The organism is Saccharomonospora glauca K62 (genome assembly GCF_000243395.2).
GTDB classification, from domain to species: domain Bacteria; phylum Actinomycetota; class Actinomycetes; order Mycobacteriales; family Pseudonocardiaceae; genus Saccharomonospora; species Saccharomonospora glauca.
In genome coordinates, this window is sequence record NZ_CM001484.1 from 1,423,234 (window position 1) to 1,448,505 (window position 25,272).

General features: G+C 70.1%; 24 protein-coding genes and 1 riboswitch. Of the genes, 7 read left to right on the forward strand and 17 right to left on the reverse strand.

Translation table 11 applies throughout. From position 1 onward, the window contains the following. From SACGLDRAFT_RS06865 to SACGLDRAFT_RS06875, 3 genes are read right to left on the reverse strand one after another with little or no spacing between them, the layout of a single operon-like run. Window positions 1-1,518 (reverse strand): ABC transporter substrate-binding protein, encoded by a 1,518-nt coding sequence (locus SACGLDRAFT_RS06865; protein ID WP_005463011.1) that lies wholly within the window; start codon window positions 1,516-1,518, stop codon window positions 1-3. 15 nt (window positions 1,519-1,533) lie between these two features. Beyond that, a complete protein-coding gene (locus SACGLDRAFT_RS06870; protein WP_005463012.1) occupies window positions 1,534-1,869 on the reverse strand; it encodes a hypothetical protein in 336 nt (111 codons plus the stop codon). 6 nt (window positions 1,870-1,875) lie between these two features. Further along, entirely contained in the window at window positions 1,876-2,841 is a 966-nt protein-coding gene (locus SACGLDRAFT_RS06875) for a DUF6772 family protein (protein WP_005463016.1), read from the reverse strand. A gap of 335 nt (window positions 2,842-3,176) precedes the next feature. Between SACGLDRAFT_RS06875 and SACGLDRAFT_RS06880 the strand changes: the two genes are divergently transcribed. Continuing rightward, a complete protein-coding gene (locus SACGLDRAFT_RS06880; protein ID WP_005463018.1) occupies window positions 3,177-4,340 on the forward strand; it encodes a phospholipase D-like domain-containing protein in 1,164 nt (387 codons plus the stop codon). Window positions 4,341-4,382: 42 nt separating this feature from the next. Here the strand turns inward: SACGLDRAFT_RS06880 and SACGLDRAFT_RS06885 are convergent, their stop codons facing one another. Genes SACGLDRAFT_RS06885 through SACGLDRAFT_RS06895 form a run of 3 tightly spaced genes read right to left on the reverse strand, consistent with a single transcriptional unit; the run spans window position 4,383 to window position 8,014 of the window. Continuing rightward, window positions 4,383-4,994 (reverse strand): histidine phosphatase family protein, encoded by a 612-nt coding sequence (locus SACGLDRAFT_RS06885; protein WP_005463020.1) that lies wholly within the window; start codon window positions 4,992-4,994, stop codon window positions 4,383-4,385. Beyond that, window positions 4,991-6,487, reverse strand: a complete 1,497-nt coding sequence (locus tag SACGLDRAFT_RS06890) for an FGGY-family carbohydrate kinase (protein ID WP_005463022.1) — start codon at window positions 6,485-6,487, stop codon at window positions 4,991-4,993. The genes SACGLDRAFT_RS06885 and SACGLDRAFT_RS06890 overlap by 4 nt, the downstream gene beginning before the upstream one ends. 54 nt (window positions 6,488-6,541) lie before the next feature. Beyond that, window positions 6,542-8,014, reverse strand: a complete 1,473-nt coding sequence (locus SACGLDRAFT_RS06895) for an FGGY-family carbohydrate kinase (protein ID WP_005463024.1) — start codon at window positions 8,012-8,014, stop codon at window positions 6,542-6,544. A gap of 208 nt (window positions 8,015-8,222) precedes the next feature. On the opposite strand from SACGLDRAFT_RS06895, the gene SACGLDRAFT_RS06900 reads away from it, so the two are divergent. The 5 genes from SACGLDRAFT_RS06900 (at window position 8,223) to SACGLDRAFT_RS06920 (ending at window position 15,045) form a co-directional block, all read left to right on the forward strand. Beyond that, window positions 8,223-8,999 (forward strand): DeoR/GlpR family DNA-binding transcription regulator, encoded by a 777-nt coding sequence (locus SACGLDRAFT_RS06900; RefSeq protein ID WP_005463026.1) that lies wholly within the window; start codon window positions 8,223-8,225, stop codon window positions 8,997-8,999. 262 nt (window positions 9,000-9,261) lie between these two features. Beyond that, window positions 9,262-9,365: riboswitch (glycine riboswitch) on the forward strand. A gap of 47 nt (window positions 9,366-9,412) precedes the next feature. Next, complete coding sequence (gene gcvP / locus SACGLDRAFT_RS06905) at window positions 9,413-12,271, forward strand: aminomethyl-transferring glycine dehydrogenase (protein ID WP_005463027.1); 2,859 nt, start codon at window positions 9,413-9,415, stop codon at window positions 12,269-12,271. Then, window positions 12,268-13,386 carry a glycine cleavage system aminomethyltransferase GcvT gene (gcvT, locus tag SACGLDRAFT_RS06910; RefSeq protein WP_005463028.1) on the forward strand — a complete coding sequence of 373 codons (1,119 nt, stop codon included), beginning with the start codon at window positions 12,268-12,270 and terminating at the stop codon, window positions 13,384-13,386. Before gcvP ends, gcvT begins: the two co-directional genes overlap by 4 nt. A 5-nt stretch (window positions 13,387-13,391) precedes the next feature. Beyond that, a complete protein-coding gene (gene gcvH / locus SACGLDRAFT_RS06915; protein ID WP_005463029.1) occupies window positions 13,392-13,772 on the forward strand; it encodes a glycine cleavage system protein GcvH in 381 nt (126 codons plus the stop codon). A 1-nt stretch (window position 13,773) separates the two neighbouring features. Beyond that, a complete protein-coding gene (locus tag SACGLDRAFT_RS06920) occupies window positions 13,774-15,045 on the forward strand; it encodes a serine hydroxymethyltransferase (RefSeq protein ID WP_005463030.1) in 1,272 nt (423 codons plus the stop codon). Between the two features lie 124 nt (window positions 15,046-15,169). Here SACGLDRAFT_RS06920 and SACGLDRAFT_RS06925 read toward each other — a convergent pair whose 3' ends face one another. The 10 genes from SACGLDRAFT_RS06925 to SACGLDRAFT_RS06965 all read right to left on the reverse strand — a co-directional run bounded on the left by SACGLDRAFT_RS06925 (window position 15,170) and on the right by SACGLDRAFT_RS06965 (window position 23,235). Further along, a complete protein-coding gene (locus SACGLDRAFT_RS06925) occupies window positions 15,170-15,832 on the reverse strand; it encodes an O-methyltransferase (RefSeq protein ID WP_005455129.1) in 663 nt (220 codons plus the stop codon). A gap of 89 nt (window positions 15,833-15,921) precedes the next feature. Beyond that, a complete protein-coding gene (locus SACGLDRAFT_RS06930) occupies window positions 15,922-16,143 on the reverse strand; it encodes a hypothetical protein (protein ID WP_005455130.1) in 222 nt (73 codons plus the stop codon). Between the two features lie 45 nt (window positions 16,144-16,188). Further along, complete coding sequence (locus tag SACGLDRAFT_RS06935) at window positions 16,189-17,487, reverse strand: multidrug effflux MFS transporter (protein WP_005463031.1); 1,299 nt, start codon at window positions 17,485-17,487, stop codon at window positions 16,189-16,191. Window positions 17,488-17,719: 232 nt separating this feature from the next. Then, a complete protein-coding gene (locus tag SACGLDRAFT_RS06940) occupies window positions 17,720-17,998 on the reverse strand; it encodes a metal-sensitive transcriptional regulator (protein ID WP_005455132.1) in 279 nt (92 codons plus the stop codon). A gap of 9 nt (window positions 17,999-18,007) precedes the next feature. Continuing rightward, window positions 18,008-18,136 carry a hypothetical protein gene (locus SACGLDRAFT_RS22910; RefSeq protein WP_269728750.1) on the reverse strand — a complete coding sequence of 43 codons (129 nt, stop codon included), beginning with the start codon at window positions 18,134-18,136 and terminating at the stop codon, window positions 18,008-18,010. A 40-nt stretch (window positions 18,137-18,176) separates the two neighbouring features. Continuing rightward, window positions 18,177-19,049 (reverse strand): sulfite exporter TauE/SafE family protein, encoded by an 873-nt coding sequence (locus SACGLDRAFT_RS06945; protein WP_005455134.1) that lies wholly within the window; start codon window positions 19,047-19,049, stop codon window positions 18,177-18,179. A gap of 110 nt (window positions 19,050-19,159) precedes the next feature. Further along, window positions 19,160-19,744 carry a rhodanese-like domain-containing protein gene (locus tag SACGLDRAFT_RS06950; protein WP_005463032.1) on the reverse strand — a complete coding sequence of 195 codons (585 nt, stop codon included), beginning with the start codon at window positions 19,742-19,744 and terminating at the stop codon, window positions 19,160-19,162. Between the two features lie 138 nt (window positions 19,745-19,882). After that, window positions 19,883-21,313 carry an MBL fold metallo-hydrolase gene (locus SACGLDRAFT_RS06955; RefSeq protein WP_005463033.1) on the reverse strand — a complete coding sequence of 477 codons (1,431 nt, stop codon included), beginning with the start codon at window positions 21,311-21,313 and terminating at the stop codon, window positions 19,883-19,885. Between the two features lie 216 nt (window positions 21,314-21,529). Beyond that, window positions 21,530-22,183 carry a hypothetical protein gene (locus SACGLDRAFT_RS06960; protein ID WP_005463037.1) on the reverse strand — a complete coding sequence of 218 codons (654 nt, stop codon included), beginning with the start codon at window positions 22,181-22,183 and terminating at the stop codon, window positions 21,530-21,532. Between the two features lie 14 nt (window positions 22,184-22,197). Then, window positions 22,198-23,235 (reverse strand): DNA polymerase III subunit beta family protein, encoded by a 1,038-nt coding sequence (locus SACGLDRAFT_RS06965; protein WP_005455143.1) that lies wholly within the window; start codon window positions 23,233-23,235, stop codon window positions 22,198-22,200. An 84-nt stretch (window positions 23,236-23,319) separates the two neighbouring features. On the opposite strand from SACGLDRAFT_RS06965, the gene SACGLDRAFT_RS06970 reads away from it, so the two are divergent. Then, window positions 23,320-24,483 (forward strand): lactate 2-monooxygenase, encoded by a 1,164-nt coding sequence (locus SACGLDRAFT_RS06970; RefSeq protein WP_005463040.1) that lies wholly within the window; start codon window positions 23,320-23,322, stop codon window positions 24,481-24,483. Window positions 24,484-24,493: 10 nt separating this feature from the next. On the opposite strand, the gene SACGLDRAFT_RS06975 is transcribed toward SACGLDRAFT_RS06970, so the two are convergent. Next, window positions 24,494-25,240, reverse strand: a complete 747-nt coding sequence (locus SACGLDRAFT_RS06975) for a hypothetical protein (RefSeq protein WP_232284089.1) — start codon at window positions 25,238-25,240, stop codon at window positions 24,494-24,496. Window positions 25,241-25,272: the final 32 nt, after the last annotated feature.

Here is a 25,272-nt window from a genome sequence, read left to right on the forward strand (position 1 = left end):
TCAGTTCTCGAGCCTCACGCCGCGCAGGTCGGGCTGATTGCTCGGAACGGGTTCGAACCCCCTCACCTCACTGCGCCGCGCGTAGGTGCTGACCAACGCAGCTGGGAAGATACCGACGGCGTCGTCCCAGATGATGCGGCACGCCCGCGCGTACAGCTCGCCGCGCGTGGCCTGGTCGGACTCCCGGTGAGCCCGGCGCAGGAGTGAGTCGAGTTCCGGGTTGGCGTAGCCCATCCGGTCGGCCGCCGAGTCGTACAGCCTGCCCAACGTGAAGTCGGCGTCGCCCGTGGTGACCGTGTTGATCTGCAGGTCCATGTCGAAGTCCTTGTCGTTGAGGCGTTGCAGCCACTCGGCCTTCTCCACGTTCTGCGCCTCCACGACGACGCCGATCTTCGCCCAGTCCGAGATCATCGCCTGAGCGAGACCGTCGGCGAGGGGACCCGTGCCCGAGAACCACATCAGCGACGTGCGGAATCCGTCGCCGTATCCGGCCTCGGCCAGCTCCCGTTTGGCCGCCTCCGGGTCGTACGGGTACGGCTGCTGGGGCGCGTGCCCGAACACTGTGGACGGGATGGGAGCGGTCATCAACTCCGCGCCCGGACCGAACAGGTTCTCGACGATGGTCGCGACGTCCACGGCCTTCCACAGCGCCCTGCGCACGCGGGGGTCGGTGAACGGCTCGCGGCCGCAGTTGAACCAGTTGAAGTAGTACGCCCAGCTCGACACCGTGTCCAACTCGATGCCGTCGCGGCCGTCGAGTTGCCGGACCTGGTCGGGCGGGACCGGCCAGAGAACGTCCAGCTCGCCGGTCCGCAGCGCGGTGATCTGACTCGACGTCTCCGGGAGGTACGGCAGCTCCGCTCGTTCCAGGGCGGGTTTGCCGTCCCAGTAGTCCGTCGCCACCAGTTCCAGTGAGGATGAGGGAGTGAACGACTCGACCCGGAACGGGCCGCTGCCGATGGGCTTGCGGAAGAAGCCCTCACCGTCCATCTTGTCCGCGGGCAGGATGAACAGGAGCGTGAGGTTCACCGGCAGCGTGCCCAGGGGTTCGTCGGTGACCACCCGTACGGTGTGGTCGTCCGTGGCCTCCACCTCGACGACCGACGTCCACAGCGCCGACTGCGCCGTCCCGGCGTCGCGCACCCGCTCCAGCGAGGCCTTGACGTCCTGCGCGGTGAGCGGGGTGCCGTCGTGGAACGTCACGTCGTCCCGCAGGGACAGCACCCACGTGGTGGGAGTGGTCTGCTCCCACGACGTGGCGACGCTCGGCTCCAGTTTCTCGCCGTTGCGCCGGATGGGCGTGTCGTAGACGAGCCTGCTCGCCAGCAGGGTGCTCTCGTCGACGCTGCTGGGACCGTGGGGGTCGAGGTCGTTGATCGGTTGGCTGAACGCCGCCCGCAGCAGGCCCTCGGCCCCGGCACGGGTACCGCCTCCGAAGCTGCAGGAGGCGAGGAAGGCGCCGGCGAGACCCAAGCCGCTGATCTTGAGGAAGCTACGCCGGTCGAAGGGGGTTGCCATGGGATTCTCCGGAACTCATTCCTTGAGCGTGAGGTAGATCTGCACCTTCACCGATTCCCCCTCGCCCTCGACGGTTCCCTTGATGCGCAGCCACTGTCCGAACTCGCGCACCGGCCACGAGTGCAGCGTGGTGCCCTCGATGACCTGGGTGGGCACCTCGGCGTCGCACCAGTGCAGGCCGTCCGGCGAGATCTGCGTGGTGATGCTCAGCCGGGTGGTCGGCTTCGAGGCCTCCAGCACCTGCACGAACCAGCGGGCCTCACCGGCCCAGGCCGCCTCGAAGGGCTCGGTGGCGAAGTCTCCGTCGAAAACCCGGTAACGTTCGAGAACCGCTGTCTGTGTCTGTCGCATGAGGACCTACCAATCCACCGAGATGAGCACCGAGTCCAGGAACATGAAGTTGCGGACGTTGGTGTGCGTGCGGGTGCTGACGTAGAAGTTGAGCAGGTTGTCGAGCGAGTCGTAGCGCTCCGCGTACGTGGGCACGGGGATGTCGCGCATGTCGTAGACGCGGTCGTTGACCTGCAGTTCGACGTTGCGCTGCGCCTCGGTGTCGATCTGCCAGCGCAGGTAGTGCCAGTTGACCTTCGTGGGAACCTCGTTGTAGCAGAACGACTGCGGCTCGCCGAAGGTGCGCCAGTCCTCGGGGTTCGGGGCGGTGAAGTCGTCGGTGGGGCCGAGGTTGGCCTTGCCCTCCAGGTGTTCCCGTGGCGTCGGTTCGGGCACCACCGGGTACATCCAGCGGCGGGTGAACCGGTTCTCCAGATCGGTGTTCTGGTAGCGGATCACGTTGTGGTAGCGCACCCCGCGGTCGTCGCAGATGTCGGTGGCGATGGTGAAAGCACCGAACTGCTGCTCCGAGGGGTGGATGTTGCCGTCCCACTTGCCCGCTCCGGCCTGCTCGAAGGCGCGGTTCTCCTCCGACGAGGCCTCGGCCTTGTAGGTGAAGTAGGTCTCGAACTGCACGAGGCCCTTCTTGGCCATGGTGAGCCTGCGGATCGCCACGCCCGTGTGCCCGGCGAGCGGGCGGGTGGAGATCTTCAGGGCGTAGGTGCCGGTCATCGCCCCGTGGGTTCCGGTGTCGAAGAACGTGCAGGAACTGAGCTGCGGTGGCCGGAAGTCCTTCATGTGGACGTCGACGGTGTCGAGATCGCCCTTGCCGTCGTGGTTGCCGATCAGCTCGGTCCAGCCGTGGGTGCCGGAGTTGAACTGGTCGAAGACGAGGATGCGCGACAGCGGGTTGTACCGCGACAACGCCGGATCGGCGTCGAGCAGGGCCCGCCGCAGTTGCGCGGACAGGTTCGCGTCAGTGGTGTTACCCAACGTTTTTCAGCTCCTGGAGACAGGGCGTAGGGGAGGATGAACGTTAACGTGAGCGCTCATGTGGCGCTGTGCAGGGAAGCTAACCCGGTCGTGCTCGGGAAGTCAACGGTGTGGACCAAGGAAAAAAGAAGGCTTGACGGCGGTGATCGCGACACATAGCGTTAACGCTCCCGTTAACGTTCACTGCCGAACTCGCTCCGCCCGCGTGACAGTCGTTTCCCGCGCGACGGAGCCGATCCGTGCTGCGCTTCCCCGGCAGTGAGGCCGCGCCGAGAAGCCCGACCGGGAGCCCGATCGGGAGCGGATCCGGCGCTCATTTCGGACAAGGAGGTCCCATGCGTGCCAGGGCAGTATTCGCCTCCACCGCCGTCGCCGTTTCTCTGCTGGCGGTCCCACCGGCCACGGCCGAGCCCGAACCTCGACCGTGCGCCGACGCGCCCACCGTGCCGGTGAGTACCGGCGCGGCGTTCAACGACCCGGCGGGCGGGCATCCCACCGGCGTGGTCGAGCAGGTCTGTTCGCTGGTCAAGCAGGCCGAACCCGGCTCGTCCATCCGGCTGGCCCACTTCGTCATCTCCGGTGACGCGGGACAGGACTTCGCCGACGAGCTGGTGAACGCCCACCGGCGCGGGGTCGACGTGCAGGTGATCCTCGACGGCTGGCAGGACGACACCCCGGCCGTGGCCACCCTGCGCGAGGAGCTCGGCACCGACGAGTCGCGGGCGTCCTGGCTGCACGTCTGCGGCAACCTCTCCCCCGAGGGCAACACGTCCTCGTGCATCGGGACGAAGGGCAACCACAACAAGTTCTACCTGTTCTCGCGCACGGGCGGCCGGTCGAACGTGGTGGTGCAGTCGTCGGCCAACTTCACCGACCTCAACTCGTCGCTGTACTGGAACAACGCCACGACGATCGTGGGCAACGACCGGCTGTACGAGGCCTACGCGTCGTACTTCGCCGACCTCGCCCGTGACGAGCAGGACGAGGACTACTACCGCACCGTCACCACTGAGATGCCCGAGGGCTTCGTCCGGGCGCACTTCTTCCCGAGGGCACAGGGCGATCCGATCGTGGACTTCCTCGCCGACGTCGAGTGCGACGGCGACACCGTCATCCGCATTGGAATGTCCGAATGGGACAACTATCGCGTGGGAATCGCCGAACGGCTCGTGGAACTGGCCGAGCAGGGGTGCCAGGTGCGGATCGTGCACGGTCCGGTGGACGACGAGGTGGCGGACCTGCTGGCGAGCCACGACGGCATCACCACGCGAACGCTCGACGACGGCGAGGAGCTGCCGGGACGCATCCACTCGAAGTACCTCATCGTCGAGGGCGAGGTGTCCGGTGAGGCCGACGCCCGCCGGGTGCTGACCGGCAGCCCGAACTTCAACCACACCTCGTTGCGGCGCAACGACGAAGCGATGATCGAGACCGATCTGCGGGAGGTCTACGACGCCTATCGCGACAACTTCGAGCGGATGTACGCCGAGGCGCGGTGAATCCGGGACCGGGTCGCGGGGAGGGTGTTCCCGCGACCCGGTTCAGGACTCCACCGGGGTGTTGAACTCCAGCAACGCCGCCTGTCCTTCCCCGTCCCATCGCACCGTGGTGAGGGCGCAATTGCGGAATACTGGGAACACCCGGCGGTACGAGCGCAGCGGCAGCCCCAGCAGGTGGCACAGCAGCAGACGATGGGCCGTGGAATGCCCGACGACGAGCACCCGGCCGCTCGGATACGCGCGCACGATGTCGCCGGCGCAGCTTGTCATCCGCTTGACCGCCAGCGCCGGGTCCTCGCCTCCGGGCAGGTAGTTCGTCACGGGGTCGGCGACGAACGCGGCGCGTGCCTTGGGGAAGTCACGCTCCATCTCCCGAGCCGTGAGCCCTTCGGCGCGGCCGAAGTCGAGTTCGATGATCCGCTCATCGACGTGCGGATCGAGCCCGGTCGCCCGTGCGACCGGCGCGGCGGTCTCGCGAGCTCGCGACAGCGGCGACACCCACACCGCGTCGAGCCCGGCGGTGGCCGACCAGTCGCCCAGCACCTCCGCCTGGCGCCTGCCGTGGTCGGTCAGCGCCACGTCGGAGCGTCCGGCGTAGCGGTTGTCCCGGTGCCACACGGTCTCCCCGTGGCGGACGAGAACGAGTTCGGTCATCGCGTGCTCCGGTGGTGTGCGTGGTCGGTCAGTTCGGTGGGCAGCCAGCCTCGCTCGTGCAAGGCGTCGATCAACGCCAGGTAGCCCTCGGTGAGGACGTCGGTGTCGGCGGCCACGGGGTCGATGGTCACGGCGTCGCGGACGACCTCCCGCGCGGCCTCGGCCAGCGACGACTCGGCCGACCGGGCGAGCAACGTCATGCCCACGGCGGGGTCGGCGTTGCTCGGCACGGTGAGCGGACGGCCGAGCGTGGTCGCGCGCACCTCGGTCCAGTAGTCGTTGCGGGCACCTCCGCCGGTGGTGGTGAGGGTGCCGTCGACCGGCGCGCCCAGCAGGTCGAGGTAGTCGAAGCAGAGTCGTTCGATGAACGCGACGCCGCGCAGGACGGCGGCGTAGGCGTCCACCTCGTCGGCGGGGGTGCCCAGGGTGAAGCGTCGGGCTTCGGGAGCGACGAACGGGAACCGTTCCCCGCGCGACACCAACGGATACGTCACGAGTGTTGTGGTAGGACGGTCGGACGCCAGTGCGGTGAGCCGGTCGAGGTCCGCCGAGCCGAACAGGTCGCTGATCACTCCGGCGCCCACACTGGACGCTCCGCCGGGAAGCCAGTTGCCGTCCGGGGCGCGGTGCGAGTAGACCACGCCGAGCGGGTCGTGTAGCCGGGTGTCCGTGACCCCCTTGAGCACCAGCGTGGTGCCGAGCACGCTGTTCCACGACCCCACCGAGAAGGTGCCGGACCCCAGCACCGAGGCGCATCCGTCCGTCATCCCGGCAACGATCGGTGTTCCCTCCGGGATACCGGTGACTCGCGCCGAGTCGGCGCACACCTCGCCGATCGGGGTGCCGGGCCGCACCACCTCGGGAAGCACGTGGGCCGGGATGTCGAGGGCGTCGACGACGTCGGTGGGCCAGCGTTCGCCGTCCAGGTCGTAGCCGGTCTTGAGGGCGTGGCTCGAATCGACCGCGGTGAGGCGCCCGGCGAGGAGGCCCGTGAGGTAGTCGGCCTGGTGCAGCAGGCGGGTCCGGTTCGTGGGCGGGTGATCTCGCAGCAGCCACAGCAGCTTCGGCAGCGCCCACGAGGCCTGTGGGCGGTACCCCAGCGACTCCCACAGCGCGGAACCCGCCTCGTGGACGCGGTCCACCTCGTCGGCCGCCCGCGCGTCGTCGTACATCAACGCGGGGGTGAGGGGACGCAGGTCGGTGTCGGCGAGCAGGATCGTGCCCGACGTCGCGCACAGCGACAGTCCCCGAACCGACCGGGTGCCCACCGTCGCCATCGCCTCCGAGCAGGCGCCGACGAGTGCCGACCACCACTGCCGCGGGTCCTGTTCGTGCCGTCGCCCTTCCCGGACGCTGTCCAGCGGTCGCGCGGCGCTCGCCACCACGGTCCCGGTCCGGTCAGTGGCCACGCATCGCACGCTCTGGGTGCCGATGTCGAGGCCGAGCCACACGGGGGAGTAGCTCCCGGTCGGGGTTCGCGTGCTGGTTGCCATGTCAGATCTTTCCGTTCCGTCTGTCGAGGACTCCTGTCGAAGCTCGGTCGACAGTCATCGCGTTCCGAGGTGCCACCCTCGGGTGGAGATCTCGCGGAGGGCCGAAAACCTCTCGTACCGCTCGGCGTAGTGGTCGACGAGAGCGGGCTGCGGGTCGTAGGTGCGGTCGAGGTGGACGTATCGCCGCGCCGCGCCGGTCACGTCGGGCTGCGCGTCGGTGGCGACGAGTCCGACCAGGAACGCGCCCTTGGCCCCGACCTCGCCGTCGGCGGGGCGTACGACCCGCACGCCCGTGACGTCGGCGATGAGGCGACACCACAGCTCGCTGTTCGCGCCGCCCCCGCAGACCCGAAGCTCGGTGGTCTCCGCCGTCGTGGCCGCGAGGCAGTCCTTGACGACCATCGTGAGGCCCTCGAACACGGCCCGAGCCACTGCCTCGCGTCCGTGTTCCAGGCTCAGGCCCCAGAACGTGCCGCGCGCGGCGGTGTCCAGGAAGGGGGCGCGTTCACCGGCGGGGGAGAGGTAGGGCAGGAACACCAGGTCGTCGCCGGGGGTGGATCGCTCGGCGAGGTCGCTCAGCTGGCGTGGGTGGGCCAGGCCGAGCAGGTCGCTCGCCCAGCCCAGCACCTCGGTCCCGGCCAGGGTCGGGAAGGCGCGGACGACGTCGACACCGGCGCCCGGCACGAGGGTGAGCCCGGACGGCGTGCCGGAGGTGTCGAGGGTGCGCGTGAACACCTCCGTGCACAGTGTCGTGCCCAGGATCGTGCACGCCAGCCCCGCTTCGGTGGAGCCCGCGCCCAGCGCCGTCGACACCACGTCGTAGGGCGCGAGGACCACGGGGGTGCCTTCGGGCAGTCCGAGGTCGTCCGCCGCCCGCGCGGTCAGGCCCGCCGTGGTGTCGGCGCCGTCGAGGACCCTCGGCAGCAGCCTGCGGGCCCACTCGATGTCGAACAGGGACAGCAGCTCGGAGGAGTACGAGCGGGTTCGCGGATCGAGCAGGGGCACGGAGGCGTCGGAGCTGTCCACGCCCACCACGCCGGTGAGCCGGGAGAACAGCCAGCCGCCGCAGGTCAGCGCGGTTGCCGAGGCGCGGACGCGCTCCGGGTCGTGTTCCCGCAGCCACGACAGGATCGCGTGGGGGAGTCCGGCGAAGCCGAGCGAGCCGTTGACGCGGAACGCCTCCTGCGCCACCCCGTCGCGCAGCCACCGGTCGACGAAGGGTGCCGCCCGCCCGTCCGACCACAGGATCGCCGGTCCGGTGGGCTCGCCGTGGTCGTCGACCAGCCAACAGCCGTCGCCCTGGGCCGTCACCGCGAGGAACCGGACACCGTCGGGCGCGGCGGGGAGGACCTCCCGTACGGCGTCGGCCACGGCCTCCCAGACGGAGGGCATGTCCTGTTCCGCCCAACCGGGACGGGGCCTGCGTACCTCCGTCGCGCGGCGCGCCACCGTGACCTCGCGTCCTTCGTCGTCGAAGACCACCGCCTTGATCAGCGAGGTTCCGGCGTCGATCGCGATCGCCGACATCCCGCCCTCCTTCGTCGAACACTCCGCCCCGCCGTTCAGCACACCCCGGCCGGGCGCGGGGAGCAATGGCCGAGCCGCTTTCGCACGGGGGCCGGCACCGCCGTCGTGTGAAGACGTGTCACCGGAAAGCGCCGTCTGCGCTGGTAGAGTGGCTCGCTCGGATGTGGCGGTGCGCAGAAGTTCACATTTCTTCACAGGAGAGCACGGCATGGACGGCACCCTCCGGTCGCGGCGGCGGGCGTTGATCAGGGATCGGGTCCGCGCGGACGGATTCGTGCGCACGTCCGCGCTGGCGGAGGAGTTCGGCGTCAGCGTGATGACGATCCACCGCGATCTCGACGCGCTGCAGACCCAGGGCTGGCTCGCTCGGGTGCGTGGCGGGGCGACCGCGATGCCGTCGCAGACCTTCCACGGCGACATCGCGCAGCGGATGACCGCGATGCGACGTGAGAAGCGCGCGCTGGCCGCCGCGGCCCTGGAGCACGTGCGACCGGGCGACACCGTGATGCTCGACGAGAGCACCACGTGCCTGCATCTGGCGGAACGTCTCGCCGAGCGTGCCCCGCTGACCGTGATCACGTACTTCCAGCCGGTGGTGACGATGCTCGCCGGCGTTCCGGGCATCACGCTCATCGCGCTGGGCGGGGAGTACTTCCCGGCCTACGACGCGTTCCTCGGGCTCTACACGGCGGAGGGCGTGGCCAAGGTCAGGGCCGACACGCTGTTCATGTCCACCACCGCCGTCGCCGGTAACCGCTGCTACCACCACTCCCAGGCCACGGTGCAAGTCAAGCGCGCGATGCTGGCCTCGGCGTCGCGGTCGGTGCTCATGGTCGACCACACGAAGTTCACGCGCGACGGCCTGTACGCGCTCGCGCCGCTGGCGGACTTCGACCTCGTGCTCGCCGACGACGGGCTCCCGGTGGCCGAGCAACGACGAGTACGCGACAGCGGCGCCACGCTCACGGTAGTCGGCGTGGGATAGGCGCGGAATTCACCCGATCGCACGACGGCCGCTTCCGTTCGGGGCCCGGGGGTACCGTCGGGGAAGAAAGCGGTCTGCGTCACCGTTCACTGCGCGTTGTGGACTGACCCCGTCGTGGTCGGTACGGTCTGTAACTCGACAACCGAAACCCACAATCGGATATCGCGGCCGTTCGAGCCGGAGCGGGAGAGTCCCCGCGCCGTCGCGGGGCACCGAAGGAGTAAACGCCCCATAATCTCTCAGGTCCACCTACCGCTTTCGGCGAGGCCACTCTGGAAAGCAGGCACTTCGCGTGCCTCACCCAAGGTGTAAGCCGGGCGTTCGCGCGCGGTGAAACTCTCAGGTGCCCATGACAGAGGGGGAGTTCCCAGCACGGGGCGGGTAACCCTGTGGTACTGCGAGGAGGAGCTCCCATGTCCCACTCATCCACGCCGTTCGCCTCCCGGCACGTCGGCCCGGGGACGTCCGAACGGGCCAAGATGGTGGCCGAGTGTGGTTTCGACAGTCTCGACGCGCTGGTCGCGGCCGCCGTGCCGAGCGCGATCCGTACCGACGGGGAACTGCGGTTGCCCGCGCCCGTCTCGGAGGAGCAGGCCCTCGCGGAGCTGCGGGAGCTGGCTCGGCGCAACCGGCCGATGACCCAGATGATCGGCCTGGGCTACTACGACACCGTCACCCCGGCGGTCATCCGCCGCAACGTGTTGGAGAACCCCGCCTGGTACACCGCCTACACGCCGTACCAGCCCGAGATCTCGCAGGGTCGGCTGGAGGCGCTGCTCAACTTCCAGACCGCCGTCTCCGACCTCACGGGCCTGGCCATCGCGAACGCGTCGCTGCTCGACGAGAGCACGGCCGTGGCCGAGGCCATGATGCTGATGAAGCGGGCGTCGAAGTCGAAGTCGAACACGGTGGTCGTCGACGCCGAGTGCCTGCCCCAGACCGTCGCGGTGGTGCGGACCCGCGCGCAGGCGGTGGGCATCGAGGTCGATGTGCGTGACCTGTCCCATGGGCTGCCCGACGAGTTCTTCGGGGTCGTCGTGCAGTATCCGGGAGCCTCGGGCGTGCTGCGCGACCCCGACTTCTACCGTGAGATCGGCGAGGCGGCGAAGCGGGTCAAGGCGCTCTATTGCGTGGCCGCCGACCTGCTCGCCCTCACCCTGCTGACCGCTCCGGGTGAGTTCGGGGCCGACGTCGCCGCCGGTACCACGCAGCGGTTCGGTGTCCCGCTCGGCTACGGCGGTCCGCACGCCGGTTACCTCGCCGTGCGCTCCGGGTTGGAGCGTTCCCTGCCCGGCAGGCTCGTCGGGGTCTCCGTCGACGCCGCCGGTGCCCCCGCCTACCGGCTGGCGTTGCAGACGCGGGAGCAGCACATCCGGCGGGAGAAGGCCACCAGCAACATCTGCACCGCCCAGGTGCTGTTGGCCGTGGTGGCGTCGATGTACGCCGTCTACCACGGCCCCGAAGGGCTGCGGCGGATCGCGGAGCGGGTGCACGGACACGCGGTCGCGTTGGCCGACGCCCTGCGCGCGGGCGGGGTCGAGGTGGTGCACGACCACTTCTTCGACACCGTGCTCGCCCGCGTGCCCGGTCGCGCCGAGGAGGTGCTGGCCGCGGCGCGGGAAGCGGGCGTGAACCTCGGTGGTGTGGACGCCGACCACGTGCGCGTGGCGTGTGACGAGGTCACCACCCCGGAGGTGCTGGCCACGGTGCTCGGCGCGTTCGGCGTCCGGGCCACCCCGGAACCGGCGTCGCGCTCGGCGTTCCCCTCGGGCCTCGAACGCACCAGCGCCTACCTCACCCACGAGGTGTTCCACTCCTACCGGTCGGAGACCGCGATGCTGCGCTACCTGCGCAGGCTCGCCGACTACGACTACGCGCTGGACCGCGGCATGATCCCGCTCGGTTCGTGCACGATGAAGCTCAACGCCACCACCGAGATGGAGCCCATCACCTGGCCGGAGTTCGCGAACATCCACCCATTCGCGCCCGCCGAGGACGCCGAGGGCTACCGCGAGCTGATCGGCCAGCTCTCCCGGTGGCTCGCCGAGGTCACCGGCTACGACAGCGTGTCCTTGCAGCCCAACGCCGGTAGCCAGGGCGAGCTCGCCGGGCTCCTGGCGATCCGCGCCTACCACCGCGCCAACGGCCAGCCCGAGCGCGACGTGTGCCTGATCCCCGCGTCGGCGCACGGCACCAACGCGGCGTCGGCCGTGCTGGCGGGGATGCGCGTGGTCGTGGTGGCGTGCACCGACGACGGGGACGTGGACCTCACCGACCTGCGTGCCAAGGTGGACGCCCACCGCGACACGCTCGCCGCGATCATGGTCACCTACCCGTCCACCCACGGCGTGTACGAGACCGGCATCGGTGAGCTGGCCGAGATCGTGCACGAGGCGGGCGGTCAGGTCTACGTCGACGGCGCCAACCTCAACGCCCTGCTCGGGCTGGCCAAGCCGGGCGAGTTCGGCGGCGACGTCTCGCACCTGAACCTGCACAAGACGTTCTGCATCCCCCACGGCGGTGGCGGCCCCGGCGTCGGCCCGGTGGCCGTGCGCGCGCACCTCGCGCCGTACCTGCCGAACCACCCGCTCGCGCCCGAGGCCGGTCCGGAGACCGGCGTGGGGCCCATCTCGGCGGCGCCGTTCGGCTCGGCGTCGATCCTGCCGATCTCCTGGGCCTACGTGCGCATGATGGGCGCGGCCGGGCTCACCGAGGCCACCAAGGTCGCCGTGCTGAACGCCAACTACGTCGCCGCGCGGCTCGCCCCGCACTACCCGGTGCTCTACACCGGACGGGACGGGCTCGTGGCCCACGAGTGCATTCTCGACCTGCGTGGTCTCACCAAGCGGACCGGAGTCACGGTCGACGACGTCGCCAAGCGGCTCATCGACTACGGCTTCCACGCGCCGACCATGTCGTTCCCCGTGCCCGGAACGCTCATGGTGGAGCCCACCGAGAGCGAGGACCTCGCCGAGCTCGACCGGTTCTGCGAGGCGATGATCTCGATCCGTCGGGAGATCGACGAGGTCGCCAACGGCACCTGGGCCGTCGAGGACAGTCCACTGCGCAACGCGCCGCACACGGCCGAACAGCTCGCCGGGGAGTGGACCCTGCCCTACGATCGGCGTACCGCCGTCTATCCGGGTCGGACCTCGCCGAAAGGCAAGTACTGGTCGCCGGTCCGGCGTATCGAAGGCGCCTACGGCGACCGCAACCTCGTCTGCTCCTGCCCGCCCGTCTCCTCCTACGAAAGCGCAGGTTCGGTGTCGTGACCGCATTGTCGAATCCGCTGCTCACCCCGCTGCACGACGTGCACGTCGAGCTGGGTGCCTCGTTCACCGAGTTCGCGGGCTGGTCGATGCCCGTCCGGTACTCCAGCGAGCTGGCCGAGCACCGCGCCGTGCGCGAGGCGGCCGGGCAGTTCGACCTCTCCCACATGGGCGAGATCGAGGTGACCGGGCCCGACGCGGCTCGCGCGCTCGACTACGCGTTGGTCGGCAACCTCTCGGCGGTGAAGGTCGGAAGGGCGCGCTACACCATGCTGTGTGCCGCCGACGGCGGGGTGTTGGACGACCTCGTCGTCTACCGGCTCGCCGAGGAGCGTTACCTCGTCGTGGCCAACGCGGGTAACGCTGCGCTCGTGGCCGACGCGTTGCGCGAGCGGAGCGAGAAGTTCGACGCGACGGTCACCGACGTGAGCGCACGCACCGCGCTCATCGCCGTGCAGGGCCCCGTGTCCCCGGAGATCGTGGGCCGGGCGACCGGCGCCGACCTCGACTCGCTGCGCTATTACGCGAGCGTGCCCGCCTCCGTCGCGGGACACGAGGTGCTGCTCGCGCGCACCGGCTACACCGGCGAGGACGGCTTCGAGCTGTTCGTGGACATCGGCACCGACGCCGACGCCGCCGTCGCCGTCTGGCGGCGTCTCGCCGAGCTCGGTGCCTCCCACGGCCTGCTGCCCGCGGGCCTCGCCTGCCGTGACACGCTGCGGCTGGAGGCCGGGATGCCGTTGTACGGCAACGAGCTGACGGCCGCGCGTACCCCGTTCCACGCGAACCTGGGACGGGTCGTGAAGTTCGACAAGCCCGGCGACTTCGTTGGTCGCGCCGCGTTGGAGCGGGTCGGCGATCCCGACGTCGTGCTCGTGGGCCTTCGGGGCGAGGGCCGCAGGGCTCCGCGCCACGGCTACCGCGTGCTCGACGGCGACCGCGAGGTCGGGGAGATCACCAGCGGGGCGTTGTCGCCCACCCTCGGCTACCCGATCGCGATGGCCTACGTCACGCCCGAGGTCGCCGAGCCCGGAACCACCCTGTCGGTCGACATCCGAGGCCGCACGGCCTCCGTCGAGGTCGTGTCCCTGCCCTTCTACCAGCGCACGAAAGGCTGACTCCGTTGACGAACATTCCGCAGGACCTCCGTTACAGCCGCGAACACGAATGGGCCCGCACCGGAAGTGACGGGGTCGTGACGGTCGGGGTCACCGCGTTCGCCGCCGAGTCGTTGGGCGACGTGGTCTTCGTCGATCTCCCCGAAGTGGGTAGTACCGTCACAGCGGGTGAGGTGTGTGGCGAGATCGAGTCGACCAAGTCCGTCAGCGAGCTGTACGCGCCGGTGACCGGCGAGGTCGTCGAGGTCAACGAGTCCGTCGTGGACTCGCCGGAGTCCGTCAACGCCGACCCCTACGGTGCGGGCTGGCTGTTCACGGTCCGTGCCGAGTCGGTGCCGGAGCTGCTCGACGCCGACGCCTACGCCGCGCTGATTCAGGAGGGCTGACATGAACTCGTTCGACGCCGACCTCGCCACGGTCGACCCGGAGGTCGCCGAGGCGGTCGCCGCCGAGCTGCGTCGCCAGCAGACGACGCTGGAGATGATCGCCTCGGAGAACTTCGCGCCCGCCGGTGTGCTCCAGGCGCAGGGTTCGGTGCTGACCAACAAGTACGCCGAGGGGTACCCCGGCAAGCGCTACTACGGTGGTTGCGAGCACGTCGACGTGATCGAGACCCTCGCCATCGAGCGGGCCAAGAAGTTGTTCGGCGCCGAGCACGCCAACGTGCAGCCCCACTCGGGTGCGCAGGCCAACGCCGCCGCGATGTTCGCGCTGTTGGACCCCGGTGACACCATCCTCGGTCTCGACCTCGCCCACGGTGGGCACCTCACCCACGGCATGAAGATCAACTTCTCGGGCAAGCTCTACAACGTCGTCGCCTACCACGTCGACCGCGAGACCGGCCGGATCGACATGGCGGAGGTCGAGCGGCTCGCCACCGAGCACAAGCCGAAGTTGATCGTTGCGGGATGGTCGGCCTATCCGCGGCAGCTCGACTTCGCGGAGTTCCGGCGTATCGCCGACTCCGTGGGCGCCAAGCTCATGGTCGACATGGCCCACTTCGCGGGTCTCGTGGCGGCCGGGCTGCACCCCAACCCCGTGCCCTACGCCGACGTCGTGACCACCACGACGCACAAGACGCTCGGCGGTCCGCGCGGTGGCATCGTGCTGTCGAAGCAGGAGTACGCCAAGAAGATCAACTCGGCGGTGTTCCCCGGTCAGCAGGGCGGGCCGCTGGAGCACGTCATCGCCGCCAAGGCGGTGGCGTTGAAGATCGCCGCGACGCCGGAGTTCCGCGAGCGGCAGCAGCGCGTGCTCGACGGTGCGAGGCTCCTCGCGGAGCGGCTGGCGGCGGACGACTGCGTCTCGGCGGGTGTTCGGGTGCTGACCGGCGGCACCGACGTGCACCTGGTGCTCGTCGACCTGGTGAACTCCGAACTCGACGGCAAGCAGGCCGAGGACCGGCTGCACAGCATCGGCATCACGGTCAACCGCAACGCGGTGCCGTTCGACCCGCGCCCGCCGATGGTGACCTCGGGTCTGCGCATCGGTACCCCGGCGCTGGCCACCCGCGGGTTCGGCGCGGACGACTTCGCCGAGGTCGCCGACGTCATCGCCAAGGCTCTGCGGCCGGGCTTCTCCGACGCCACCCGCGAGGAGCTGCGCTCCCGCGTGACGACCCTGGCGGAGAAGCACCCGCTGTACGCCGACAAGTCCTGACCCTCCCCGGCGTGTCCGCAGGTTGTGCACGCGTGTCCGCAGTTCGTGGACACGCCGGGAGGCGGGCCAGGCGTTGTGCCGTACCGGAAGTGCGGACACGCGTACGTGAGGTGCGGACACGATGTCAGGAGGTGACAAGGGCCACGGCGAGTCCGTCGTAGCCCTTCACCCCCACTGTCTGAAGCGCGGTGGCGTCGAGGCGAGGTTCGCTGCGCAGCAGCTCGATCGCCTCGCGGGTACCGCGCACCGACGGGTCGTCGCTGTCGGCGTCGACCACCCGGCCGCGGCGCACGACGTTGTCCACGACGATGACGCCGCCCGGCCTTCCGAGTTCCAGCGCCCAACGGACGTAGTTCGCGTTGTTGGCCTTGTCCGCGTCGATGAACGCCAGGTCGAACGGCGTGTTCGCGTCGAGTGTGGGCAGGATGTCGAGCGCCTGCCCGACGCGGACCTCCACCCGGTCGGCCAGCCCGGCGCGCTCGATGTTGGAGCGGGCGACGTCGGCATGGGCGGGGTCTGCCTCGATCGTCACGAGCCGCCCGTCGGCCGGTAGCGCACGCGCGAGCCAGATGGTGGAGTAGCCGCCCAGCGTGCCGATCTCCAGGATGCGGCGGGCGCCGACCATGCGGGCGAGGAGTTGCAGCAGCTTGCCCTGGTTGGCCGCCACGGCGATGTCCGGCAGCCCCGCTTCGGCGCATGCCCGCATCGTGGCGTCGAGTGCGTCGTCGTGTGGTGCGAGGTGCTGGTCGAAGTAGGAGTCCACGGCGGTCCACCGGTCTTGGTCCATGACGTGAGACTAGCCGCCGCGTACGGGAATCGCGGACACTCGTACGTCAGGTGCGGACACGCGTGCGCAGACTGCGGACACGATGTCGGTCAGTCGTCCGGGGCGTCCTCGTCCTCGGGGATGTCGTCGACCTGCATGACCGCCTCGCGCAGAGCCGCTCTCAGCCTGCCCACGTCCAGGGACGTCAGTACGGCAGCTTCGCCGGGGGGCGCGACGAGCACCACCCGGCCCGCGTTCACGAACACGGTCAACTCCCGGCGTCGCCCGGCCAGATCACGGCAGGCGACGGTCCACTCGTCTCGCGAACTCATCCAGCTCCCCCCTTCGTCCACCCGGGGAAACTGTAGCCGCAAACATCACTTCTGGTGATCGATTCGACCGATTTCACCGGAGGTCGCCGCGCGCGTGAGCAGAGCGAAGACCAGCAGCGCCGCCGCGGCCGCCGTCGCCATCACGGTGGCCATCGCCAGCGCGGACCCACCGAACAGCCCGACGACCGGTGACGTCCCGCCACCGACGAGGAACTGCACCAGTCCCAGCAGCGCCGACGCCGAGCCGGCCGTGTGGGGGTGGTCGGCCAGGGCGAGGGTGGTGGCGTTCGGGCCCACCATGCCGACCGACGACACGGTGACGAACAGCGGCGTGAGCAGCAGCGGTAACGGCGCTTCGACCGCCGCCACCACGACGCCGAGCCCGCCGGTCAACGCACTCGTCAACCCCGTCCACAGCAGTGTCCTCGGGGTGAAGCGGCCCACCAGCCTGCCGTTGACCTGCCCCACGAGCACGAGACCGACACCGTTGACCGCGAACACGAGGCCGTACTCGGGCGGGGAGAGGCCGTAGGTGTGTTGCAGGACGAAGCTCGACCCCGAGATGTAGGCGAACATCGCCGAGAAGGCCAGCCCGACGGTGAGCGCGTACCCGGTGAAGACGCGGTCGCGCAACAGCGCGGCGTAGGTGCGGGCGATGCGGCCGGGGTGAGCGGAACGCCGGTTGTGCCGGGGCAGGGTCTCCGGCAGCGCGAGCGCGGCGACCACGAGCAGGACGACGCCGAACACGGTGAGGGAGACGAAGATCCCCCGCCAGGACGTCCACCGCAGCAGTTGACCGCCGATCAGCGGCGCGAGCACTGGGGCGACGCCGGTCACGAGCATGAGCGTGGAGAAGAACCGTGCCATCGCCACACCCGAGTACAGGTCGCGCACCGCGGCCCTGGCGATCACCATGCCGGTGGCAGCACCCAGCGCCTGCACCGCCCTCGCCGCGATCAGGGCCGGAACGGAGGGACTGAGCGCGGCCACCGCGGACGCCACCGCGAAGACCACCACGCCCGCGAGCATCGGCTTGCGCCTGCCGAACGCGTCGGACAGCGGCCCGGCGACGAGCTGGCCGACACCGAGTCCGACGAGGAACACGGCAAGGGTGAGCTGCAACTGGGTGTCGGTGGAGTGCAACTCACGCGCCATCACGGGCAGGGCGGGCAGGTACATGTCGATGGACAGCGGTCCGAACGCCGTGAGGCCGCCGAGAAGCAGCGCGTAGCGGGCGGTGCGATGGGGCCGGGTGGCCGATGCCGTGGATGCGGTGGACGCCGTGGATCCCGTGGATGCCGTGGATGCCGTAGCCGGTGCGGTTCCTGCCACGCTCGTGGCCACCTGACCTCCTGTGTTGCGTCGTGGTCTCTGGTCTCGACCACGCACAACCGCTTAGGGACCCTAAGTGTTCCGCGGCAGATGTGATGTTGTCGAGTTCCGGGCGAATCGGGACAAGGCGGTCAGTGCGTCGACGCCGGTGCGGCGGGTCCGGCGACAACGGGTGGGGCACTCCCGCCCCCGGGCTGTCCGCGCCGTCCACGGTCGGCGGTGTGTCGCGTACCGGCGCCCGTGGTCACGAGAGTGCGAGGAACAGTTTCTCCAGCTCCTCGGTCGTCAGGCCGTCCTCGACCTTGGCCGTCTCCTCGGGGTCGGTGATGCAGTACTTCATGGCGTTCGACACGATGGTGAAGCCGGCCCTGTCGAGCGCGGTGGAGACGGCGGCGAGCTGGGTGACGACGTCCCGGCAGGAACCGCCGTTCTCCACGGCTGCGATCACGCCGTCGAGTTGACCGCGGGCGCGCTTGAGCCGGTTGAGGATGCGGCGCTGGGTCTCGGGGTCTGCGTTTCTCATGGGGAGCACTCACTTTCTGCGTGATGCGTGGCGGGCGTCCAGCACGGCACGGTCCGCACCGCCCGCCCAGAAGTCGGCGAGGACGATGCCGGGGATCGTCGGCATGAAGTCCTCATCGGTGAGGTCGAATGTGGCCATCTGGGTTCCGTCCCTTCCAACGGGGAAGGATGTCACGCCGCTACCGCGGTTGTGGGCGCGGCACGAGGGGGCAGCGCACTGAGGTCAGGCGGCAGACGGCGACCAGGCAGGAGAGCACCGTCGCGGCGACCACGACCACGAGACCGGCCGGGGACGGGAGCTCCTGGCTCAGCACGAAGACGCCCATGACGAGTACGAAGAAGCCGAAACCCTTCCTCAACGCCACCTCCGGCACCCGGGAGGTCAGAAGCGTGCCGAGCAGCGATCCGACGACGGCCGCGGCGGTGACTCCGACGACCAGGGACCAGTCGAGGCTGACCGTGGTGAGGTAGCCGGCGAGGCCCGAGAAGGACTTCATCCCTATCACCACCAGCGAGGTACCCACCGCGACCGGCATGGACAGGCCGCCGAGCAGCACGAGCGCGGGGACGACGAGGAAGCCGCCACCGGCACCGACGAGTCCGGTGACAAGGCCGACGGCGAGCCCGTCGAGGATGACCCGTTTCAGTGGAAGCCCCTGCGGTCCTCCGCTGGCATCGGCGGTGGTTTTCTTCTTCCCCCGGATCATCGCCACGGCGGTGGCCACCATCATGACGGCGAAAGCGATCATCAGGACGGTGTCCGGAAGGTACCCGCCGGCAAGCCCTCCCGCGAAGGCGCCCACCATGCCCGCCGCTCCGAAGACGAGCCCGGTGCGCCAGCGGACGTTGCCCTTCCTGGCGTGCGCGACCGCGCTGATCAGTGAGGTCGTTCCCACCACGAACAGCGACGCGGCGATGGCTTCCTTGGCTCCCATGCCCGCGACATAGGTGAGCAGAGGGACGGTCAGGATGGAACCCCCGCCTCCGAGCAGCCCGAGCGAGAGGCCCACGGCCACGGCGAGAACCAGAACGATGATCAGGCCGGTCTCCATCTTTCCTCCCCGTTACGGTGCCCGGGTCCCGGTGACCCGCTCATCGGGATTGCCACGGCAGCCGTCTCGCCGCCTCGTCGGTGCCGGTGTCACACGGCATGGTGAACGCCTCAGTCCTTCCGGAGCGCCGTCGGGAGGTTGCAGACGGCCTCCTCCAGCGTGGGGTTCGCGGCCGTCCTGTTCCACGGCATCTTCGCCAGTACCGCCGCCATGCCACAGGAGTTGGTCAGCGCCGAGAACGTCAGCCCGCCACCGATCGCGGCGGACAGGTAGCCCAGCCGGGGATCGATCAGTCTGGACCCGAGGAAGCCGAGCAGCACCAGGGAGCCCGCTGCCATGCGGACCTGGCGCTCCATGGCCCAGCGCCGGGCGCTACGGACCACGTCGCCTCCGGCCGACTCGAAGGCGGAGACACCACCGGTGAGCACGTCGGCGTTGTCGAAGCCCACCGCTGTCAGTCGTTGCTGGGCCTGGGCGGCCCGGGCTCCGGACTGGCAGACGAGCACCACGTTGCCACCGAGGCGTTCGGCGAGGTCACGGGTGTTCTCGGAGAGCAGCTGCAGCGGGATGTTGTGGGACCCGGGAATGTGGGTCGAGCGGAACTCGGCCGGTGTGCGTACGTCGATGATCGTGAGTTCGTCGCCCTCGGCGATTCGTTGTTTCAACGTGGGTGCGTCGATGACGGTCTTGTCCATGTGTCGTCTCCGGTCGAGGTGATCAGTGGTGGTCGGCGGTGGTCGCCGGCTTTTCCGGACCGGCGTTCGGCGAACCGGTCGGCAGCCGGCGGCCACCGGGAGGGGAAGTGGTGCCGAATCGGGTCGCGACCAGCCGGATCAGGCTCCCGCGGCTGCGGACTCGGCGCGGTCGGCGCCGTGCCGGGCCTCGTTCCAGGCCGTCCAGCCCGCGTAGCTGCCGTCGAGTTCGACGACGTCGTAGCCCGCCCGGCGCAGGGCGCTGGCGGCCACCGAGTTGCGCACCCCGCCCTGGCAGTAGGTCACGATGGTGCCGTTCGTGGGCAGCTCGTCGCGGTGCCAGAGCAGGCGTCCCGCGCTGAGTTGCTTGGAACCGGGGATGTGTCCGGCGGCGTGTTCGGTCCTGTTCCGAACATCCAGGACGAGCGCGGCGCCGGAGCGCTCCAGATCGGCGGGTGCGACGAGCGCGGGCCGGGTGCTCGGCAGGCCTTCGAGGCTGGTGGTGTAGCCGGCGACGTGATCGATGCCGACGCGCAGGAGGTGGTCTCGCACGGCCCGTGCCGTGTCCCCGTCGGGCGCCAGCAACACGAGCGGTGTGCTCTCGGTTTCGGGGTCGTACGCCCAGGCGCCGAAACTCGCGGCCTTGGCGGGTCCGGGGATGTTCAGTGCACCCCGCACGGTGCCCTCGTGCACCTCGGTGTGGGGACGGGTGTCGACGAACACCGACTCGTTCGCGTCGAGCGACCGGGCGATCTCGTCGTTGCCCAGCTCCGGCAGCGGCGGCAGGGACCCCAGGATCCGCGGCCCTTCCCGGTTCTGGCGCTTCATCCGGGCGAAGTACGCGTGGGCGTCCGGTTGCCCGTCGAGCAGCGCCTCGACGAAGCCCTGCTCGTCGTTGTCGCGCAGGTACGGGGCCCACCAGGCGTTGAGGCGTTCGTAGCCGACCGTGGTCGAGGGCAGGGCGCCCAGGGCCTTGCCACACGCGCTGCCCGCCCCGTGCGCGGGGTAGACCTGCACGTGGTCGGGAAGCGTCAGGAAGGTGTCACGGAGGCTCGCGAACAGCTGGCGGGCACCCTCGAAGCGGGTGTCCACCGCGCCGGCCGCCTCGTCGAGCAGGTCGGGGCGGCCGAGGTCGCCCGCGAAGACGAAGTCCCCGGAGAGCAGGTACCCCGGCTCGTCGCTGAACGCGCCGTCGGTGACCAGGAACGAGAGGTGCTCGGGTGTGTGCCCCGGGGTGTGGGTGGCCCGCACCGTGATGTTGCCGACGGTGATGGTGTCACCGTCGTGCAGGCGGGTGGCGTCGAAGCCGTACTGCCAGTCCTGCCCGCCTTCCCCCGAGACGTACACCTGCGCTCCGGTCGCCGCGCCCAGCTCTCGGGTGCCGGAGAGGTAGTCGGCGTGGATGTGCGTCTCCGTCACCGCCACGATCCGCATCCCGTGCCGCTGCGCCAGGTCGAGGTACTCGCGGACGTCGCGGCGAGGATCGACCACGACGGCCTCCCCCTTCGCCTGGCAGCCGATGAAGTAGCTGGCCTGGGCGAGGTCCTCGTCGTAAATGCGTTCGAGCAACATGGCGTCTCCCTCTTCGTGTCCGGGTACCTCTCCACTCTGGCATATACCCACCGGGGTATTCAAGTTCGCTGGTCGGAGGGGGTGTGCCATGGTCTCGTGCCGGATTCGGGACGCCGTCGGCCGACGTGGCCGTGACGGCGACCACGCCGGGCGGGTCGGCGAGGTCACCGTGGGCGGGAACCGCCGCGGCCTTGACCGCGGTGGTTTCCGGACGGCTCAGGCCAAGGCGGTCAGTGCGTCGCGCAGGATTCCCTGTGCCGGGACGGACAACCGCCGTCCGGCGTGCAGCTGGTGCGCCGCCTCGACGAGCCGTTGCCGGTCGGCGGCGGTGCCCGTGTGACCGAGGAACGCCGGCAGCAGCAGGGCCAGCGACCGCAGGTCGCGGTCCTCGCAGAGCACGGCCAGCAGGTCCGCCACCCTCTCCTCGCCGGGGCTTCGGACGAGGACGCCGGTGTCTCGCAGCCCCTCGGCCACGACGTAGCGGAGCCAGTCGACGTACGAGCCCGGAGGCAGCGCGTCGAGATGGTCGGCGGCGAGGCGGAAATGAGTCCCGGCCTTCTCGATGTCGCCCAGCTCGCGGTGACAGCGGGCGAGGCACGCGTGCAGCGACGGGTAGAACGCGGCGACCCTGGCGTCGGCCACGGCGTCGGCGCGCTCCAGGCACACCTCGTTCCAGCGCAGTTCGTCGGCGACCGTCGGTTGGTGACGGGCGAGGTAGTGCGCGGCGACGCATGCCTCGTAGTCGTCGCTCGCCCGCTCCCAGGCCTGTTCGAACAGCGTCTTCGCGTCGCCGGACCGACCTTCGACCTCGGCCCGCATTCCCTCGGAACACAGGCGAATGACGGGGTTCTCGGGGTCCAGGGGGGCCACTGTGGTTCTTCCCTTCACTGGTCCATGCGGACGGGCATGACGAGCGTCGTGAAACTGCCCTGGTCGGCGGAGCGGACCACCGTCGGCTGGTCGGCCGCGGTGATCTCCAGCAGTACGTCGGGGCCGACCCCGGCGGCCACGGCGGGCGCGAGCACGGCGGGATCGAACGCCAGGCGGGCGGTGCCCGAGCACACGGCGGACACGGTGGCATCGCCCACGTGCACCGTGTCCCCACCGGTCTCCAGCACGACCGGGTTCCCGGCAGCGGCCAGCGCGTCGAGCAGCGCGGTCCGGGTGGTGACGATCCGGCAGGTGTGCGGGGCCAGGGTGTCGAGCACCCGGCGGTAATCGGGATAGTTCCCGTCTCGTGTGGGCAGTGGCACTTCGCCCGTGGCCGCGTCGTCCCCGGGGTGGTCCGCCACCAGTGAGGCGTCGTCAGCCTCGGCGACCAGCCGCACGGCGTCGTGGCGCACGGCCCACGGCAGTGCGGCCACCATCGCGTCGACCGGGACCAGCAGCCGGTTCGGCGGCCCGACGACGCGGTGGGGGACGAGTTCCCGCACCGCGAGGCGGTAGCGGTCGGTGGCCACGAGCCGCAGCACTTCGGTGGTCCACTCGACGAGCACACACCCGAGTTCCGGGACCTCGGGAGTGCGGGCCGCGGCCGGATGTACCTGGCGGATCGCGCTGGCGAGTTCCGCTCCGCCGACGCTCACCTCGCCGTGGGACGGCTGCTCCACCATCCGCAGAGCGGCCTCCACCGCGGCGTGGGCCGTGTCGGCGCGGGACCGCAGCCGCCGGGCGTGCGCCGTCAGCACCTCGCGTGCGGAGGCCGGATCGCCTGCGAGCACGGCGGTGATGTCGGCGAGCGGCACCTCGGCCTGCCGGAGGGCGCGCAGCAACGCGGCATCGCGTTCCTGGTCCGCGCTGTAGTAGCGGTAGCCGGAGTCCGGGTCCACGTGCGCGGGCCGCAGGACGCCGCAGTCGTCGTAGAAGCGCAGCGCGCTCGGAGTGAGCCCGACGCGTCGCGCGAAGGTACTGATCGTGTCCATGGCGCCGAGTCTGGGGCTTCGAGCGACTCGAAGGTCAACCGTAGGATGCCCGGCGAGTCGGCGGCACGGCGCGAGGAGGCGCGGATGAGCGAGCGGTTCGGTCACTACCAGAGCGAGATCTACCTTTCCGGTTACGGCGGCACGACACCGGCGTTCACCACGGACCTCACCCGGCTGGAGGCGGTCGCCGAGCGGGTGCTGGAACCGGGGCCGTTCGCCTACGTCGCCGGGGGAGCGGGGTCGGGTGCGACGAGTCGCGCCAACCGGGAGGCGTTCGACCGCTGGGCCCTCGTGCCGCGCATGCTCACCGACGCCACCGAGCGCGAGCTGGCCACCACGGTGCTGGGTGAGACGCTGCCCGCACCCGTGGTGCTCGCGCCGGTGGGTGTGCAGTCGATCGTGCACCCCGAGGCCGAGCGGGCCACCGCGAAGGCGGCTGCTGGGCTCGGGCTGCCGATGGTGATGTCCACCGCCTCCTCGACGAGCATCGAGGACGTCGCGGCCGTGTCCGGACCCGGGCCGCGCTGGTTCCAGCTGTACTGGCCGAACGACCCCGACGTGTGCGGCAGCATCCTCGCGAGGGCGCGAGCCGCCGGGTTCTCCGTACTGGTGGTCACGCTCGACACGTGGTCGCTCGGCTGGCGGCCGTGCGACCTCGACAACGGCTACCTGCCGTTTCTGAAGGGTGAGGGGACGGCCGTGCCGTTCACCGACCCGGTGTTCCGTTCACGGCTCGAATCCGCCCCGGATGAGGACCTCGCGATGGCCGTGCTGCGCTGGATCTCGATGATCACCGGGACGGACCGTGACTGGGACGCCCTGCCGTTTCTGCGGGAACACTGGGACGGTCCGATCGTGCTGAAGGGAATCCAGCACGTCGACGACGCCCGTCGGGCGGCGGATGCCGGTGTCGACGGCATCGTGGTGTCGAACCACGGCGGACGCCAGGTCGACGGCGCCGTCGCGTCGCTGGACATGCTGCCCGAGATCGCCACGGCTGTGGGCGACCGGCTCGACGTGCTGTTCGACTCGGGGGTCCGCACGGGCGCCGACGTGGTGAAGGCCCTCGCGCTGGGCGCGAAGGCCGTGCTCGTGGGACGCCCGTACGTCTACGGGCTGGCCCTCGGGGGCGAGGACGGCGTGCGGCACGTGTTGCGGAGCCTGCTCGCCGACCTCGACCTCACGCTCGGGCTGTCCGGCCACCGCAGCGTGGCCGAACTCGGCCCCGAAGTACTCGTGCGGCGTTGACCGTGCCGGATCAGGACGGGGGCAGTCCGGGGCCCTTGCGCGGACCGATGAAGGACGCGATCACGGTCAGGACTGTTCCCGCCAGCACCACCCACGGGCCCGCTCCGGCGAGGTCGAAGTGACCCTCGTACACCGTCAGGACGCCGAGGCCGTGTACGAGGAAGGAGCAGGAGAGGGAGAAGCCGAACAGCAGGCGGTACCGCGTGAAGCTGGCGTGGGTGAGCTCCGAGTTGGGCCAGGTGACCATCAGCTTGGCGATCGTCTGAGTGCGGATCGCACCCAGTGTCCAGGCCAGGGAGTACAGCAGCTGGAGGGCCAACATGACGTAGGCCAACCACTTCACGTACATCTCCGGCATGGTGAACGCCTCGTCGCCCGCGTACTCGCTCAGCTCCGGCAGGGTCATCGTCTCCCCCATGCCGCTGAGCCAGGGGAGGGCGAACAGCCCGACGGCGACCAGGATCCCGCCGAGCCCCGCGAGGGCGGCACTCCAGTTCGGCAGCGTGAGCGGTCCCCGGAGCATCGGCCCCTGCTGGAATCCCGGCATCGGCGGGACGGAATAGGGCATGGGCCCCTGGGGCTGCTGCGGGTACGGCTGGCCCTGTTGCTGGTAGGGCTGCTGCGGGTAGGACTGCTGTGGATAGGGCTGTTGGGGGTACGGCTGGCCCGGCTGCGGAGCGGGGGCGGCCTGAACCGGTGGCTGGCCCTGCTGCGGTGGTTGCTGTCCGGGCGTGTGCGGTTGCCACGGCTGACTCATGGCGTCGCAGGGTACCCGGAGGAGTGACGGCG

Excerpts from the sequence above, each read along its gene's own strand:
- SACGLDRAFT_RS06940 (WP_005455132.1), bottom strand. The coding sequence starts at position 17,998 with ATGAGAAACGCAGACCCCGAGACCCAGCGCCGCATCCTCAACCGGCTC.
- SACGLDRAFT_RS06970 (WP_005463040.1), top strand. The coding sequence starts at position 23,320 with ATGAGCGAGCGGTTCGGTCACTACCAGAGCGAGATCTACCTTTCCGGT.
- SACGLDRAFT_RS06975 (WP_232284089.1), bottom strand. The coding sequence starts at position 25,240 with ATGAGTCAGCCGTGGCAACCGCACACGCCCGGACAGCAACCACCGCAG.
- SACGLDRAFT_RS06945 (WP_005455134.1), bottom strand. The coding sequence starts at position 19,049 with ATGGAGACCGGCCTGATCATCGTTCTGGTTCTCGCCGTGGCCGTGGGC.
- SACGLDRAFT_RS06950 (WP_005463032.1), bottom strand. The coding sequence starts at position 19,744 with ATGGACAAGACCGTCATCGACGCACCCACGTTGAAACAACGAATCGCC.
- SACGLDRAFT_RS06895 (WP_005463024.1), bottom strand. The coding sequence starts at position 8,014 with ATGTCGGCGATCGCGATCGACGCCGGAACCTCGCTGATCAAGGCGGTG.
- SACGLDRAFT_RS06925 (WP_005455129.1), bottom strand. The coding sequence starts at position 15,832 with ATGGACCAAGACCGGTGGACCGCCGTGGACTCCTACTTCGACCAGCAC.
- gcvP (WP_005463027.1), top strand. The coding sequence starts at position 9,413 with ATGTCCCACTCATCCACGCCGTTCGCCTCCCGGCACGTCGGCCCGGGG.
- SACGLDRAFT_RS06865 (WP_005463011.1), bottom strand. The coding sequence starts at position 1,518 with ATGGCAACCCCCTTCGACCGGCGTAGCTTCCTCAAGATCAGCGGCTTG.
- SACGLDRAFT_RS06890 (WP_005463022.1), bottom strand. The coding sequence starts at position 6,487 with ATGGCAACCAGCACGCGAACCCCGACCGGGAGCTACTCCCCCGTGTGG.
- SACGLDRAFT_RS06870 (WP_005463012.1), bottom strand. The coding sequence starts at position 1,869 with ATGCGACAGACACAGACAGCGGTTCTCGAACGTTACCGGGTTTTCGAC.
- SACGLDRAFT_RS06900 (WP_005463026.1), top strand. The coding sequence starts at position 8,223 with ATGGACGGCACCCTCCGGTCGCGGCGGCGGGCGTTGATCAGGGATCGG.
- SACGLDRAFT_RS06880 (WP_005463018.1), top strand. The coding sequence starts at position 3,177 with ATGCGTGCCAGGGCAGTATTCGCCTCCACCGCCGTCGCCGTTTCTCTG.
- SACGLDRAFT_RS06955 (WP_005463033.1), bottom strand. The coding sequence starts at position 21,313 with ATGTTGCTCGAACGCATTTACGACGAGGACCTCGCCCAGGCCAGCTAC.
- SACGLDRAFT_RS06885 (WP_005463020.1), bottom strand. The coding sequence starts at position 4,994 with ATGACCGAACTCGTTCTCGTCCGCCACGGGGAGACCGTGTGGCACCGG.
- SACGLDRAFT_RS06920 (WP_005463030.1), top strand. The coding sequence starts at position 13,774 with ATGAACTCGTTCGACGCCGACCTCGCCACGGTCGACCCGGAGGTCGCC.
- SACGLDRAFT_RS06965 (WP_005455143.1), bottom strand. The coding sequence starts at position 23,235 with ATGGACACGATCAGTACCTTCGCGCGACGCGTCGGGCTCACTCCGAGC.
- SACGLDRAFT_RS06930 (WP_005455130.1), bottom strand. The coding sequence starts at position 16,143 with ATGAGTTCGCGAGACGAGTGGACCGTCGCCTGCCGTGATCTGGCCGGG.
- SACGLDRAFT_RS22910 (WP_269728750.1), bottom strand. The coding sequence starts at position 18,136 with ATGGCCACATTCGACCTCACCGATGAGGACTTCATGCCGACGATCCCC.